Source organism: Mycobacterium sp. MFM001, from assembly GCF_003402475.1.
Lineage (GTDB): Bacteria > Actinomycetota > Actinomycetes > Mycobacteriales > Mycobacteriaceae > Mycobacterium.
The window spans coordinates 20053-34928 of the sequence record NZ_BFAB01000011.1 but is presented as its reverse complement, the minus strand read 5'-3'; the positions used below and the strand labels follow the sequence as shown (position 1 = coordinate 34928).

The following is a 14876-nucleotide window of genomic DNA, read 5'->3' as shown; positions in this document are numbered from 1 at the left end:
TTGTCGGGGTAGACACCGGGGAGGTGAGCAGTATGCGGATCCTGGTCACCGGCGTCACCGGGATGATGGGTCGCACACTGGCCCGGCAGTTGATCGCCGCGGGACACTCGGTCAGTGGCATCGCGCGACATCCGCACCACAACCTGGACTCTGAGGTCGATTTTGTTTGCGCGAGGCTCGGCGGCCCAGTACTGCAGCAACTTGCCGATGAGTCGCATGTGGTGGTGCATCTCGCCCCGGTCGATCCCACCGCGCCCGGCACCGCGGGCATCAACGGTCTGGTGCACGTCGCGCACGCCGCCGCACGTGCCGGCGCCCGGCTGATCTTCGTATCGCACGCCGCCGGAGAGCCCGGGCTGTATCAGCAGGCCGAGAAGTTGGTGTCCACCGGCTGGGCCCCGAGCTTGATCGTGCGCGTAGCGCCACTCATGGGCCGCCAGCTCGACTGGGCGGTGTGCCGCACGGTGGCCACCGTGATGCGCGGCAAGGAGTCGCTGCGGCCGCTGCGGCTCCTGCACGTCGACGACCTGGTCCGTTTCCTGGCGGTCGCGGCCACGGCCACCACCACCGGTGTCGTGAACGTCGCGACCCCGGACACCACCAACGTGGTGGTTGCGCGGCACCTGCTGCGCGCGGCTGACCAGCGGCCCCGCCCGCATCGGCTGCCCATCTGGACGCAGCTGACGCCGGACATGGATCTTGCTGTGATGCAAGAGGATTGGCAGTTTGAGCCGGGCTGGTCGGCGGTCGACGCGCTCGTCGACACGGCGCGCGGTCTGTCCGGCCGCAAGCTCGACGGCGCTGGTGCCATCGACCTTCCCGGTCATCTGCCGTTGCCCTATGAGCCGGTGCCACGCTCCGGCCCGCCCGACGGAACGCCGTTGCAGTGCGCGGCGCCGGACGGGCTGGAAGGCGAATTCGACGACAGGATCGATCCCCGGTTCCCGGTCTTCGCCGCGTCGACGCTGGGCGAGGCGCTGCCAGGCCCGCTGACCCCGATGACGCTCGACGTCCAGTTGTCCGGCCTGCGGCTGGCTAACCGGGTGATGGGCCAGGTGATGGCGCTGGGCGGCGTGATGGCCGCCGAGTGGGGCAGCCGCGCCATCGCGGTGTTCGGCCATCGGCCCTACGTCGGGGTGTCGGCCGGCGTGATCGCCGCCGGCCAGCTACCCGGCTGGGACGAGAACGCGGTCCTGCAGCACTCGGTGGGCGACGCACCGGTCGGCGAACTGCTGCCGCTGGGCCGTCCGCCGCTGGCCGGTGGGCTGCTGGGATCGGCGGCCAAGGCCGTCGTCGTGACCCGGGCATTGGCGATGCTGCGCCACCTGAAATCCGAGACGCAGGCCTACAGCGCCGCGGCGACGGCCGAGCACCTCGACACCGCACAACTTGCCTCGTTGTCCGACGCCGCGCTGCAGGCCCGGATTCGCTTGCTGCGCGACCGGATTCACCAGGGCTGGAGCCTGACCGCGCTCTGGCTGATCGACAGCGGCGTCACCGCGGCAACGCTGGAACGCACCGGCGCGCACGCACCGGTACCGGGTGTCGAGGCGCTGCTGGACAGCCGACGCGTCGCGACCGAAACGGCTGCATTGGAGGCGGTGCTGCGGCGCGACCCGCGGGTGCGTGCGTTGGCGGCAAAAGGCGATCTCGACAGCGTGCGCGCGCTTTCCCTGAGTGCTTCCGCCGAGATCAAGGCGGTCATGAGCAGGATTTCCCACCGGGGGCCCGGCGAAGCCGAACTGGCAAACCCCGTGTTCGGTGATGATCCGGCCAGGTTGCTCATTGCCACCGCACATGCGGCGGCGGCGCCGATTGGTGGGGGGGCGCCGCCGGATGTATTCGCGGAAACGCTCCCGGAGCGGATGGCAGCCAACGCCCGGCTGTCCCGGGAGCTGGCGCGCGACACCACCATGCGGTACACCCATGAATTACGAATGGCCTTGCGGGAGTTGGGGTCTCGACGGGTGGCAGCAGAACTCATCGATGCGGTGGACGACGTATACTACCTGACCTGCGACGAACTGCTCACCATGCCGGGCGATGCCCGGCTGCGGATCAAACGACGGCGCACTGAGCGGGAACGGTTGCAGGCGCTTGAATTACCCGCCGTCATCGACCGCAGCTGGCGGCCGCTCGACGTCAACTGAGCGGGGCCTGCGGGTCGGCCAACCGGTCGGGGTCGACCGGATTCTGCGATCGGATCAGGGCTTTGATGTCGTCGAGCACATCCCAGATGTTGACGTTCATCCCGGCCAGCACCCGGTTTTCGGCGTCCAGCCAGAACGCGACGAACTCGCGGCCGTCCACGTCGCCGCGAAATACCACCCGGTGGTAGCTGGGTGCATATCCGACGTATTCCATGCCGAGGTCGTACTGGTCGGTGAAGAAGTAGGGCAGTTCGGCGTATTCGCCTGGCTTTCCGAGCATTCCGTCGACCGCCACCGCGGGCTGCTTGAGCGCATTGGCCCAGTGCTCAGTGCGAATACGGGTGCGGTACAACGGATGCTCGGCGGCGGCGATGTCACCGACCGCGTAGATGTCCGCGTCGCTGCTGCGCAGCGACGCGTCGACCAGCACGCCGCCGTCACCGATCGACAGCCCGGCTTGCTCGGCGAGTTCGATGTTGGGCTGGGCGCCGACGGCCACCAGCACGGCATCGGCACTGACCGTGGACCCGTCGCCCAGCTTGAGGCCGGTTGCCTTTCCGTCGGCGGTGGTGATCTCCTGGACCTGGGTCTGCAACCGCAGGTCGACACCGTGGTCGCGGTGCAGAGCGGCGAACACGGTGCCCACCTCTTCACCGAGCGCGGCCATCAGCGGCAGTTTGGCGGTCTCGACGACGGTAACGTCTACGCCGCGCTGGCGGGCGCTGGCGGCCACTTCCAGACCGATCCACCCCGCGCCCACTACTGCCAGCGAAGAGCCTTCGGCCAGAATGGAATTCAGCGCCGAGGCATCTTCGAACGTCCGCAGGTAGTGAACCCCGGCAGCGTCGGCTCCGGGTATCGGCAAATGCCGGGACCGCGACCCGGTGGCCAGCAAGAGTTTGTCGTAGGTGACGGTGGTGTCGTCGCCGAGCGTGACGCCGTGCGCCGACGCGTCGACGGCAACCGCCCGCGCGCCCAGCCGCAGGTCGATGTCGTGGTCGGTGTACCAGGCCGACTCGTGCACGGTGAAATCGGTGAGCGATTTCTTGCCGGCCAGAAACTCCTTGGACAATGGCGGTCGCTCGTAGGGCAGATGCTCCTCCTCGGCAACCAGCACGATGTGCCCGTCGAAGTCCTTGTCGCGCATGGCTTCTGCGGCTTTTGCGCCGGCAAGCCCGCCGCCGATGATGACGAATGTGGTTGAGCTGGCCATGGTGTCCACCCTACTCGGCTGGACTCAGTGCAAAAGGTCCTTGAGGAAAAGCGCATTGCGCACGGCGTGGCCGTGCGGGTCGTTGTTGAAGTACATCCAGACGTCGCGGCCTTCGCCGTCCCATCCGGTGATCCGCTCGGCCCAGCGGCGCAGCTCGTCGTCGGGGTAGGAGCCGGCGTACATGGAGTCGGGATCCGGGCCGTGCATCCGGATGTACACAAAGTCGGTGGTGGCGCGGGGGATACACGCCAGTCCGGCGCCGCTCATCACCACATAGGCGGCATTGCGTCGCTCCAGCAGCGCGTATACGGCCGGGTCGTTCCAGGACGGATGCCGCAGCTCGACGGCCACCCGTATCGACGCCGGCATGGCGGCCAGAAAGGAGTCGAGCCGCTCGTCGTCGCGGCGTTGCTCGGGATGCAGCTGAACCAGCAGTACGCCGCGGCGGTCACCGAGTGTCTGCCAACAGCGTTCGAACCGCTCGATCCACGGCTCCGGTGAGGACAGCCGCCGATAGTGGGTCAGGCCGCGGTGCGCCTTCACCGTCATCGCGAATCCGTCCGGCAGCTGCTCACGCCACCCCGCGAACGTCGAATCCTTGGGCCAGCGATAGAAACTCGCGTTCAACTCGACGGTGTCGAACACCTCGACGTAGCGGGCCAACCGCCGCGCCGACGGCAGGCCCGGCGGGTAGAGCACGTCAGCCCAGTGGTCGTATGACCATCCGGAGGTGCCGATCCGCACCGTCACCGGCGACTCAACCGGTCACCTGCCGCCGTATGTCGGCGTCCAGCGAAGCCCGCACCAATGCCGCGGCCAGGCGTGCATTGGCTCGCGGCGCCAGCGAACCCAGTTTTCCCGGATCGGCGGGCAGGCCAAGTTTTTTGGCCGCGCCGATGGCCCGCTTGTCGAAATACGGCCGCGCCCAAGTCCATACGTCTTGCACTTCCCGCAGGAAGATGTCGGCGCCGGTGGCACCGATGCCGTTGAACCGCGTGAGCTGCCCGGTGGCCGCTCGTACGTCGTGGTCACTGCGCCGGGCCAATTCACGCAAATCACCGGAGTATTCGTCGCGGACCCGCTGGGCCATGTCGGTGAGCCGGGTGGCCGAACTTTCGTCGTAGCGCACGTAGTGGGCGCGGCCGAACGCGTCGATCATCGTGCGCCGGTTAGCCGCCAGCACCGCTTTCGGCGTTTGCAGACCGTCTTTGAACAGCTCGCGGCCGGCGCACATCGCGATCGACGCGTCGATCGGCTTGCTGGCCAGCATGCACAACACCAGCAACTGAAAAAGCGGCATCGGTTTGTCGGCGACCCGGACGCCCGCCTCGGCGGCGTACGTGGTGCCGGCGACCTTCAGCAGTCGTCGCACCACCTGGGCGTGCTTGTCCATATCGCACGGTGTACCCGTTTCGTGGCGGCGAGACGCGGCGGTCAGTCCAGGTCGACCCGGATGGTCAGCAGGTCGCTACCCACCGCACGGACCACGGCGCTGTTGAGCGCCGGCAGGCTGCGCAGTCGCGCCTTCGCGTCGTCGTCGGGCAGCAGATGGGCCGTTCCGGTGCGCCACCGCCCGCGAAGCCGCACCCGCACCGCGGGATTGGCCTGGATGTTGCGCACGTAGTCGGACCGCTCGCCGTGCTCGGAGACCATCCAGAACTGGTTGTCCACCACCCGCCCGCCGACCGCGGTGCGCCGCGGCTTGCCGGACTTGCGGCCAATGGTTTCCAGCATGGTGACTGGCATCTTCCGACCGACCGGGTTGACGACGAGCCGTTGCGCGCCATGAACAAGGCGCTGTTTCACAGTGCTCACGCTGGCGAACGTTACGCCGCCGCCAGCGCCGCATCTGCCGGTTCCAGCGCCTGCGCGACGATGTCGGCGACGTCGGTCATCGGCTTGACCTCCAGCGCTTCGAGCACCTCGGCGGGCACGTCGTCCAGGTCGGGCTCGTTGCGAGCCGGGATGAACACCGTTGACAACCCGGCGCGCTGGGCGGCCAGCAGCTTCTGCTTGACGCCGCCGATGGGCAGCACCCGGCCGTTCAGTGTCACCTCGCCGGTCATCCCGACGTCGGCGCGGACCTGGCGTCCGGTGGCCATCGACACCAGTGCCGTCACCATCGTCACCCCGGCCGACGGCCCGTCCTTGGGCACCGCGCCGGCGGGGACGTGCACGTGGATGCGCCGGTCGAGTGCCGCCGGGTCGACGCCCAGCTCCGCGGCGTGCGAGCGCACGTAGGACAGCGCGATCTGCGCGGATTCCTTCATCACGTCGCCCAGTTGACCGGTCAGCTGCAACCCGGGCTCGCCGTCGTTGGCGCTGGCCTCGATGTAGAGCACGTCGCCGCCCAGTCCGGTCACTGCCAGGCCGGTCGCCACGCCCGGCACTGCCGTGCGTTCGGCCGACTCCGGAGTGAACCGCGGCCGGCCCAGGTAGCCGACCAGGTCGGGTTCGTCGATGGTCACCGGATCCGCAGCGATCTTGGTCGTCACCTTGCGCATCGCCTTGGCCAGCAGCCGCTCGAACTGGCGAACGCCGGGTTCGCGGGTGTAGTCGGCGGCGATCTTGCGCAGCGCCGCGTCGGTGATGCTGACTTCGTCGGCGGTCAGCCCGGCCCGGTCGCGCTGCCGCGGCAACAGGAAGTCGCGGGCGATCGCGAGCTTGTCGTCCTCGGTGTAGCCGTCGATCTGGACTAGCTCCATCCGGTCCAGCAGCGCCGACGGGATGTTTTCGACGACGTTGGCGGTCGCCAGGAACACGACGTCGGACAGGTCCAGATCCAGGTCGAGGTAGTGGTCGCGGAACGTGTGGTTCTGCGCCGGGTCGAGCACCTCGAGCAACGCCGCCGCCGGGTCGCCCCGGAAGTCGGAGCCGACCTTGTCGATTTCGTCAAGCAGCACAACGGGATTCATCGACCCCGCTTCGGCGATCGCGCGCACGATGCGGCCGGGCAACGCCCCGACGTAGGTGCGCCGGTGGCCGCGGATCTCGGCCTCGTCGCGCACGCCGCCCAGGGCAACGCGGACGAACTTGCGGCCCAACGCGCGGGCCACGCTTTCACCCAGCGAGGTCTTGCCGACGCCGGGCGGGCCGGCCAGCACCATCACCGCGCCGGAGCCCCGGCCGCCGACGACCTGCAGCCCACGCTGGGCGCGACGGGCCCGCACGGCCAGGTACTCGACGATGCGGTCCTTGACGTCGTCCAGGCCGTGGTGGTCGGCATCCAGGATCTCCCGCGCAGCCGTCAGGTCGGTGGAGTCCTCGGTTGTGACGTTCCAGGGCAGGTCGAGCACGGTGTCCAGCCAGGTCCGGATCCAGCCGCCTTCGGGGCTTTGTTCGCTGGTGCGTTCCAGCTTGCCGACCTCACGCAGCGCGGCTTCGCGCACCTTCTCCGGCAGGTCGGCCGCCTCGATGCGGGCCTGGTAGTCGTCGGAACTGTCGGCGTCGTCTTCGCCCAGCTCCTTGCGGATCGCGGCCAACTGCTGCCGCAGCAGGAACTCCTTCTGCTGCTTTTCCATGCCGGTTCGCACGTCCTGGGCGATCTTGTCGTTGACCTCGACCTCGGCCAGGTGGTCGCTGGTCCAGTCGATCAGGACGCGCAGCCGCTCGGCCACGTCTTCAGTCTCCAGCAGCTGGCGTTTCTGCACGTCGGTCAGGTACGACGCATACCCGGACGTGTCGGCCAGTGCCGACGGGTCGGTGATCCGGTTGACCACGTCGACGATCTGCCACGCCTCGCGTCGCTGCAGCATCGCCACCAGCAGTTTCTTGTATTCCGCCGCCAGCGCGCGGGTCTCGTCGTCAGGGTCGGGCTCGGGGACCTCGGTCACCTCGACCCACAGGGCCGCGCCGGGGCCGGCGGCGCCGACGCCGATGTGCGCCCGCTGCTCGCCGCGCACCACGGCGGCGGTGCCGCCGCCTGCGATGCGGCCGACCTGCAGAATCGTCGCCAGCACCCCGTAGGACGGGTAGCGGTCCTCGAGCCGCGGCGCAATCAGCAGCTCGCCTGATTCGCTGGCGCGGGCCGCGTCGACGGCCGTGCGAGCGGCCTCGTCGAGCGCGATCGGCACCACCATTCCCGGCAGCACGATCGGGTCGCTGACAAACAAAACGGGCACTGATTTGGCTTCAGCCATCAATCCTCCAAAGTTAAGTCTTGTGCACTCAACCTTGGTTGGACGGGGTTTGTTCCCGGCTGCGCTGTCGGGCGCGGAAAGCCTGCACCTTGGCGCGGTTGCCGCAGGTGCTCATCCCGCACCAATGCCTGGTCTTGGCTCGCGACGAGTCGAGATACAGCCGGGTGCAGCCGGGGTGGGCACACCGCTTGACGTTGTCGATATCGGGTCCGGCGAGCAGGTCGAGTAGGTCCGCGGCCAGGGTGGCGAGCAGCTGCGATGCGACGCCGTCGCGACGAACGGACCCGGTTCGGAGCAATCGCGGCGTGAGCCGGGGTCGGGATGCGCACTCGTTGAGCAGGGTGACGTCGGCGAGCGTGGGCCGCCGGCCCTCGATCCGGGCGATCACAGTCCGGTGGATGGCTTCGCGCAACGCGATGGCGGTCGCGAGATCCTCGTCGGTGACGCCGATGCCAGCGTCCACGAGCCCGGCTTGAACGGCCCAGTCCGACAACAGTTTCGGGTCCGTCAACAGTTCTTCGCGCTCCGAATCGCGGCGCTTCACGGTGCCTACGAAGTCCAGGCAGTGGCGCCCGCTCAGGTAGACGAACTTCACAAGTAACCACCTTGACAGGTTTCATCGTTGGGCGCAATCTGTAACTGTCTAAGGCGGTTACAGATCCGGACGGCGTGAACCCGGCGACCGTTTCACACGTCTTAACTGAATAACCAGTCGCCGTACTCGAGTGACGGAAGGTGAAAGGAGCCAACCCGTATGGACCTCTACCGCATCACCCACCCGCTGAGGTTGGCCAAGGGATCGCACCAGCCGGGTTCGGGCAAAGGCTGCGCGATGAACGTGATTTCCTACATCACCGGCGACGATCAGATCACCGACTTTCCGGTGTGCTCGGCCCGTCCACTGAGCCTGCTCGTCCAATCGAGCAACGACGTGCTGGCCGGCGCCGACGGCTATTTGTCACCGGAAAACAGCGTGCTCGCCCTCGACCTTGCCTGGCGGACCGTGGGAACCGCCGATGTCCCCGACGCCGTCGTTCACGCATGGCTGGCCGAACTTCTGGCCAATCCGACCTGGGGTGTGCTTCGGTACGCGAAAATCACTGCGGTCAAAGCGATCCTCGACATTGCCGAGCTGCACCGCGCCGCGGCGTCGGGAAACATGCCGCCCGTGGCCGCCTGGGACGCTGCTGAGCGCGCCGCCCGTGCGCTGACCCCGACCCTCGACGCCGCCGGACTCTATGCCGTGCGGGCCGCCTACGAATCGACCACGCTCGTGGATACCCGCCTGCGGGTAACGGTCGAGGAAGTGACCGCTTATGCCGTGCGCGCCCACGCGTTGGCAGCGCGCACCAGCATGGCGAGCCGCATCGTCGAGGTCACCGGCCACGCCATCGACTCGTGGCGCCAGCTGGCCGGACTGGACGGCTCACCCTCCCTTAGCCACACCACTCGCGCACATCGGGCGGATAGTCGTCGAGCGGCCCCACACAGCGCTGCCCTGGCGGGTAGTTGACGCGGGCGTTCATCAGATCGCAGGGGATGTAGACCTGCTTGCCCTTCGGAGTGTTGCTCAAGCACTGCGCCGGCGGCTCCGCATGAGCCGGGACCGGGACAACAAGCGTCACCGCCAAAGCAGCGAGCACCCACAAAACACGGCGATAGCTCATGGGAACTCCTCCTATCGACCTGCGTAAACGGAAGAGTAACCGCGCCAGGGCGGTCAAGCTGGCGAAAACGGCACCAGCCGCCGCAGCTGGGTCACGTGTTTGGGGGCGAGCTCCTCGAGGCAACTGACCCCGAGCAGCCGCATGGTCCGGGCCACCTGGCCGGTCAGGATCTCGACGGCGCGCCGCACGCCGGCTTCGCCTCCGGCCATCAGCCCATACAAGTAGGCCCGCCCGATCAGCGTGCAGCGCGCGCCCAGCGCGACGGCGGCGACGATGTCCGCGCCCGACATGATGCCCGTGTCCAGCAGAATCTCGGTGTCGGTACCGAGTTCCCGGGCGACGACCGGCAGCAGATAAAACGGCACCGGCGCCCGATCAAGCTGGCGGCCACCGTGATTGGACAACACGATGCCGTCGGCGCCGACGTCGACGACGGCGCGGGCGTCGTCGAGCGTCTGGATTCCCTTGACGACGAGCCTGCCCGGCCACTGCGTCTTGATCCACGCCAGGTCCGCGAAGGTCACGCTCGGATCGAACATGGTGTCCAGGTATTCGCCGACGGTGCCGGACCAACGGTCCAGCGACGCGAACGCCAGCGGCTCGGTGGTCAGCAGGTCGAACCACCAGCGCGGACGGGGCAGCGCGTCGAGCACGGTCCGTAGCGTCAACGCCGGCGGAATCGACATCCCGTTGCGAGTGTCGCGCAGCCGGGCGCCGGCCACCGGCACGTCGACGGTGACCAGCAATGTGTCGAATCCGGCGTCGGCTGCGCGGCGCACCAACGCCATCGACCGGTCCCGGTCACGCCACATGTAGAGCTGAAACCATTTGCGGCCCTGCGGAACAGCGTCGACGACGTCTTCGATCGATGCGGTACCCAGCGTCGACAGCGAGAACGGGATGCCGGCTGCCGCCGCGGCACGAGCACCGGCGATCTCACCCGACGTGTGCATCAGCCGGGTAAAACCGGTCGGCGCAATGCCGAACGGCCAGGCGACCGGTCCGCCCAATACGTCCCATCCGGTTCGCACCGTCGTCACGTCGCGCAGGATCGCCGGGTGAAACTCGATGTCGCGGAAGGCTTGCCGAGCACGACCCAGCGAGATCTCCTCCTCGGCGGCACCGTCGGTGTAGTCGAACGCCGCCCGGGGAGTGCGCCGCTTGGCGAGGCGCCGCAGGTCGTCGATGGTCAACGCCGCGTCGAGGCGGCGCTGGGTGCGGTCGAAGCGGGGCCTGCGGAATCGGATCAGCGGCGCGAGGTCGCGGACCTTGGGAACCCGTCTGTGCGACTGTGGTGGCATGGACTCTGCAACCGACCCCTTCGATCTGCAGCGTTTCGTCGACGCGCAGGCCGGCGTGTACCACACCGTAGTCGAGGAGTTACGCGCCGGACGCAAACGCAGCCATTGGATCTGGTTCATCTTCCCCCAGATCGCCGGGCTGGGCCGCAGCCCGACGGCCGAACGGTATGCGATTTCCTCGCTCGAAGAGGCCCGGGCGTATCTGGATCACGACGTGCTCGGACCGCGATTGCGCGAGTGCACGCAGTTGGTCAACCACATCACGGGCCGCTCGATCGGCGAGATCTTCGGCTCACCCGACGACCTCAAGGTGCGCTCGTCGATGACGCTGTTCGCCCACGCCATCGACGACAACCGGGACTTCGTGCAGTTGCTCGACAAGTATTACGACGGCGAAGAGGACCCGCTCACGCTCGAGCGGCTCAGGTAGGCGCCAGGATGCGCCAGCCGTGCGGTTCGACCACCAGCGTGTCGACGACTTCCGCCGGCGGCGCTCCCGACCCGGCGATCACTTGGGCTCGGGGCACAGACATCTGCAGCGGCGACTCGTCGATGTTGAGCGCGACGATCAGCGCCTCGTCACCGCGGTGTGTCCGATAGACGTAGTGCCGGTTGTCCAATCGCAGCGTGGTTGTCGACGCCCCGAAAAGCCACGGGTGGCGACGGCGCAACCCGATCAGGTATTGGTGCAGCGCCCATACCTGCGTGCCGTGCTCGTCCAGAGGTGCCGGGGGAGAACCGAATTCGGGGCGCACGGCGTCGTCACCGCCGAATCTCTCCTCCTTGACGCCGCGGTAGCCGAGTTCGTCGCCGGCGTACACGCTGGGAATGCCGCCGACGGTCATTTGCAGCACCAGCGCATGCGCCAGGTGCTCGGCATTTTCCAGCCGGCTGGCGATGCGGGTGACGTCGTGATTGCCGATGAAGGTCAGCGGCGCAAAGCGTTGCACAAATGCGTTGTGCCGCTGAAGCGTCCAATCGAGCTCGTAGAAGTTGCCGTCGTTGAGGCTGCTCCAGATCGCCTTCCACAGCTCGTACTGGGTGACCGAGTCGAAGCCTGCCTCGTCGACCATCGCTGCGTAGTCGCCGTGGATGAGCTCGCCGACGAACCAGGCGTCGGGATGACGGTCGCGCACCCGCGGCAGCACTGCAGCCCAAAACTTCGGTGGCACAGCATAAGCCGCGTCCAGCCGCCAGCCGTCGGCGCCGCGTCCCAGCCAGTGCGCCATCACGTCGGCCACATACTCGGCGACCTCGGGATTGTCGTGGTTCAGCGTGGTGAGATCGCCGTGGCCTTCGAAGCTGTAATCCCGAAACCACGTCTCGCGGTGACGGGGGAACTCGGGACCGACGTGGTTGAACACACCGTCGAGCAGGACGCGAAGACCGCGTCGATGCGCCTCGGCCACAACAAAATCGAAGTCGGCGTCGTCGCCGAGGCGCGGATCGATCCGGTAGTGGTCGGTGGTGTCGTAGCCGTGGGTGCGCGAGGCGAAGATCGGCCCCAGCGCAATCCCCGAGGCCCCCAACGTAATAGCGTGGTCGAACCAGTCAGCGATCCGCCGCAGCCGATGCTCGCCGGGATCCGCCGGCTGATCCGCGGGGAAAGCGCCGACGAAGCCCAGCGGATAGATCTGCCACCAGATCACATGCTCGGTCCACGCAGGCGTGCTCACGACCGAAAGCGCGCCGCGTAGAGGGATTTCATCTCGTCTTCGAGCTCCGGAGCCGGGCCGCTGACCACCGCCGCGGGCACGACTGTGGTGATCGACAAGGGTGCCACCGGCGGTACCGGCGCATGCCAATCGGCCAGCCACCCCCACAGCTGCTCCGACGAGGTCGCATACACGATGGGGCCCAAGCCCGCCCAGCCGTGCGCCGCGGCGCACATCGGGCAGTGTTCGCAGGAGGTGTAGACGGTGGTCCGGATGCGCTGCGCCGGGGCGAGGTTCGCCGCTGCCCAGCGGGCAATGGCGAACTCCGGGTGCCGCGTCAGGTCGTCGTCCGTGCACCGGTTGCGGTCTTCGTAGAGAGTCTGACCGTCAGCATCGATCAGGATCGAGCCGAAAGGGCTGCTGCCGTTCTCGAGTGCGGCACGTGCAAGTTCGACGCAGCGACGCAAGTGTTGGAGGTCAACCTCGCTGAGTCCCACAGAGCGCGAGTCTACGTCCAATTGCCCGGCTCCTCCTCAGCCCGCGCTGCGGGCTGCATCGTCGCCGGGCTACGTCGCGACGCTGGCCAGTGTCTGTGCCGTGGTGATCGCCTGCGCCACGCCGGCCACAATCGCGGCGGCCTTCAGCGCTTCGAAGATCGCCTCCCGGTCGACGCCGGCTTCGCGCAGCGTGTGCTCGTGGGCAACCACGCAGTGCGAACACCCGTTGATCGAGGACACCGCAAACGACCACAGCTCGAAATTGGCTTTGTCCACACCGGGGTTGCCGATGATGTTCATCCGCAACCCCGGCCGAAGGTCGTCGTATTGGCCGTCGAGGAAGCCGCGGCCACGGTAGAACACGTTGTTCATGCCCATGATCGACGCGGCACCCAGCGCGGCCTGGTATGCCTCCGCCGACAGATAATCCGCGGCTTCGGCACCAATCTCGCTGAGCACCCGGTCATTTCGGGTGGCCGCGGCGCTGGCGAGCAGCGTGCCCCATAGCTGCTCCTCGCTCAGCGCCGTGCTGCGGCTGATCGACCCCAGGTTGAGCTTGAGATCCTTGGCGTACTCGGGCAGAGCCTCTTTAAGGGTGTCGATACTCATCAGGCCGACTTCCTCAGCTCTTCGCCCGCGTCGATCGTCGGGTCGCCCTTGCGCCAGTTGCAGGCGCACAGCTCGTCGGACTGCAGCGCGTCGAGCACCCGCAGCACCTCGTCGACGTTGCGGCCCACCGAACCGGCGGTCACCGAGACGAACTGGATTTCGTTGTTCGGGTCGACGATGAAGGTCACCCGGTCGGCGACGCCCTCGGAGTTGAGCGCGCCGGTGGCCTCGACGAGCTCGCGCTTGATGTCCGAGAGCATCGGGAACGGCAGCTTCTTGAGGTCCTCATGCTGGGCGCGCCATTGGAAGTGCACGAATTCGCTGTCCACCGAGACGCCGAGCACCTTGGTGTCGCGGTCCTCGAACTCGTCGTTCAGCTTGCCGAACGCGGCAATCTCGGTCGGGCACACGAACGTGAAGTCCTTCGGCCAGAAGAAGATCACCCGCCACTTGCCCTCGTAGTCGTCGCTGGTGATGGTGGTGAAGTAGTCGCCCGGCTGCTTGGCGTCGACCTTCGAGAGGTCACCGCCGATCAGGGCGGTCAGCTGGTAGGCCGGGAACTGGTCACCGATGGTCAGCAGTGCCATGTCACTCCTTTGGTCACGATCGGGTCTAAGTGGGACTTCTGTCTCAAAACCCATCGTGCCTAAAATCGACCTAGAATTAAAGGTGATATTTCCCACTATACTAATAGGCATGACCGATAAGAGTTATCAACCGACGATCGCCGGCCTCCGAGCGTTCGTCGCGGTAGCCGAGAAACAACATTTCAGCAGTGCCGCAACAACTCTCGGCGTCAGCCAGTCGACGTTGTCGCAGGCTCTCTCGGCGCTGGAGACCGGGCTTGGCGTTCATCTCGTCGAGCGCTCGACCCGGCGTGTCTTCTTGACACCCGAGGGGCGGCAGCTGCTGCCGTACGCCCAGACGGCGATCGAGGCGGTCGAGGAATTCGCCGCAGCGGCGGCCGGCGCCTCCGACCCGTTGCAGGGGACCATGCGGCTGGGACTCATCCCGACGGTGGCGCCCTACGTGCTGCCGACGGTGCTGGCGGGATTGGCCGACCGGCTGCCGGGGCTGACGCTGCGGGTGATCGAGGACCAGACCGAACGGCTCCTGGCGGCATTGCGGGAAGGTTCGGTGGATGCCGCGCTGATCGCGCTGCCGTCCGAAACCGCCGGGGTGACCGAGATCCCGATTTACGACGAGGACTTCGTGCTGGCGCTGCCGCCCGGACATCCACTGTCAGGCAAGCAGCGGGTGCCGCCGACGGCGCTGGCTCACCTGCCGTTGCTGCTGCTCGACGAGGGTCACTGCCTGCGCGACCAGGCCCTCGACGTCTGCCGCAAGGCCGGTGTGCGCGCCGACCTCGCCAACACCCGGGCCGCCTCGCTGGCCACCGCGGTGCAATGCGTGACCGGCGGATTGGGAGTGACGCTGATCCCGCAGAGCGCGGTCTCGGTCGAAGCCGCCCGCAGCCGGCTGGGGCTGGCGAAGTTCGCCACGCCACGCCCGGGCCGACGCATCGGGCTGGTGTTCCGCTCGTCGAGCGGCCGTGAAGCCCCCTACCGGCAGCTGGCCGCAACCATCGGCGAGTTGGTCAGCGCCGACCAGCACGTACGCCTGGTCCGGTAGCGGTGGACCCGAT

Annotated in this window: 15 protein-coding genes; 4 read left to right on the top strand and 11 right to left on the bottom strand. The window is 67.6% G+C overall.

Annotated elements, in window-relative coordinates:
* The first annotated feature begins 32 nt into the window (after positions 1 to 32).
* The gene (locus tag MFM001_RS18245; RefSeq protein ID WP_116376688.1) at positions 33 to 2150 is read left to right on the top strand and encodes an NAD-dependent epimerase/dehydratase family protein; all 2118 of its coding nucleotides are present in this window, start codon (positions 33 to 35) and stop codon (positions 2148 to 2150) included.
* Here MFM001_RS18245 and MFM001_RS18240 read toward each other — a convergent pair.
* From MFM001_RS18240 to MFM001_RS18215, 6 genes are read right to left on the bottom strand one after another with little or no spacing between them, the layout of a single operon-like run.
* On the bottom strand, positions 2143 to 3363 hold the full coding sequence (locus tag MFM001_RS18240; RefSeq protein ID WP_116376783.1) for an NAD(P)/FAD-dependent oxidoreductase: 1221 nt from the start codon (positions 3361 to 3363) through the stop codon (positions 2143 to 2145). The two genes, MFM001_RS18245 and MFM001_RS18240, sit on opposite strands and share 8 nt — an antisense overlap.
* 24 nt (positions 3364 to 3387) lie before the next feature.
* Entirely contained in the window at positions 3388 to 4113 is a 726-nt protein-coding gene (locus tag MFM001_RS18235; RefSeq protein WP_116376687.1) for a DUF72 domain-containing protein, read from the bottom strand.
* Positions 4114 to 4120: 7 nt separating this feature from the next.
* Positions 4121 to 4756, bottom strand: coding sequence for an endonuclease (locus MFM001_RS18230; protein ID WP_116376686.1), 636 nt, complete (start codon positions 4754 to 4756; stop codon positions 4121 to 4123).
* A gap of 41 nt (positions 4757 to 4797) precedes the next feature.
* Complete coding sequence (locus tag MFM001_RS18225) at positions 4798 to 5178, bottom strand: nitroreductase/quinone reductase family protein (protein WP_238159278.1); 381 nt, start codon at positions 5176 to 5178, stop codon at positions 4798 to 4800.
* Between the two features lie 11 nt (positions 5179 to 5189).
* Positions 5190 to 7502: an endopeptidase La gene (gene lon / locus MFM001_RS18220; RefSeq protein ID WP_116376685.1), complete on the bottom strand. Its 2313-nt coding sequence runs from the start codon at positions 7500 to 7502 to the stop codon at positions 5190 to 5192.
* 28 nt (positions 7503 to 7530) lie between these two features.
* Positions 7531 to 8097: an ABATE domain-containing protein gene (locus tag MFM001_RS18215; protein WP_116376684.1), complete on the bottom strand. Its 567-nt coding sequence runs from the start codon at positions 8095 to 8097 to the stop codon at positions 7531 to 7533.
* A gap of 159 nt (positions 8098 to 8256) precedes the next feature.
* Here MFM001_RS18215 and MFM001_RS24940 point away from each other — a divergent pair, with 159 nt between their 5' ends.
* A complete protein-coding gene (locus MFM001_RS24940; RefSeq protein WP_238159277.1) occupies positions 8257 to 9015 on the top strand; it encodes a hypothetical protein in 759 nt (252 codons plus the stop codon).
* A 207-nt stretch (positions 9016 to 9222) separates the two neighbouring features.
* Here the strand turns inward: MFM001_RS24940 and MFM001_RS18205 are convergent, their stop codons facing one another.
* Positions 9223 to 10470, bottom strand: a complete 1248-nt coding sequence (locus tag MFM001_RS18205) for an alpha-hydroxy acid oxidase (RefSeq protein WP_116376683.1) — start codon at positions 10468 to 10470, stop codon at positions 9223 to 9225.
* Between MFM001_RS18205 and MFM001_RS18200 the strand changes: the two genes are divergently transcribed.
* Entirely contained in the window at positions 10469 to 10900 is a 432-nt protein-coding gene (locus tag MFM001_RS18200; RefSeq protein WP_116376682.1) for a DUF1810 domain-containing protein, read from the top strand. The genes MFM001_RS18205 and MFM001_RS18200 overlap by 2 nt on opposite strands.
* Here the strand turns inward: MFM001_RS18200 and MFM001_RS18195 are convergent.
* The 4 genes from MFM001_RS18195 to MFM001_RS18180 form a co-directional block, all read right to left on the bottom strand.
* Entirely contained in the window at positions 10893 to 12146 is a 1254-nt protein-coding gene (locus MFM001_RS18195) for an alpha-amylase family protein (protein ID WP_116376681.1), read from the bottom strand. The two genes, MFM001_RS18200 and MFM001_RS18195, sit on opposite strands and share 8 nt — an antisense overlap.
* Entirely contained in the window at positions 12143 to 12622 is a 480-nt protein-coding gene (locus MFM001_RS18190; RefSeq protein ID WP_116376680.1) for a nucleoside deaminase, read from the bottom strand. Before MFM001_RS18190 ends, MFM001_RS18195 begins: the two co-directional genes overlap by 4 nt.
* Before the next feature lie 69 nt (positions 12623 to 12691).
* Positions 12692 to 13231 (bottom strand): alkyl hydroperoxide reductase, encoded by a 540-nt coding sequence (locus MFM001_RS18185; protein ID WP_116376679.1) that lies wholly within the window; start codon positions 13229 to 13231, stop codon positions 12692 to 12694.
* The gene (locus tag MFM001_RS18180) at positions 13231 to 13818 is read right to left on the bottom strand and encodes a peroxiredoxin (RefSeq protein ID WP_116376678.1); all 588 of its coding nucleotides are present in this window, start codon (positions 13816 to 13818) and stop codon (positions 13231 to 13233) included. The genes MFM001_RS18185 and MFM001_RS18180 overlap by 1 nt, the downstream gene beginning before the upstream one ends.
* Positions 13819 to 13927: 109 nt before the next feature.
* Between MFM001_RS18180 and MFM001_RS18175 the strand changes: the two genes are divergently transcribed.
* Complete coding sequence (locus tag MFM001_RS18175) at positions 13928 to 14863, top strand: hydrogen peroxide-inducible genes activator (RefSeq protein ID WP_116376677.1); 936 nt, start codon at positions 13928 to 13930, stop codon at positions 14861 to 14863.
* The last annotated feature ends 13 nt before the right edge of the window (positions 14864 to 14876 follow it).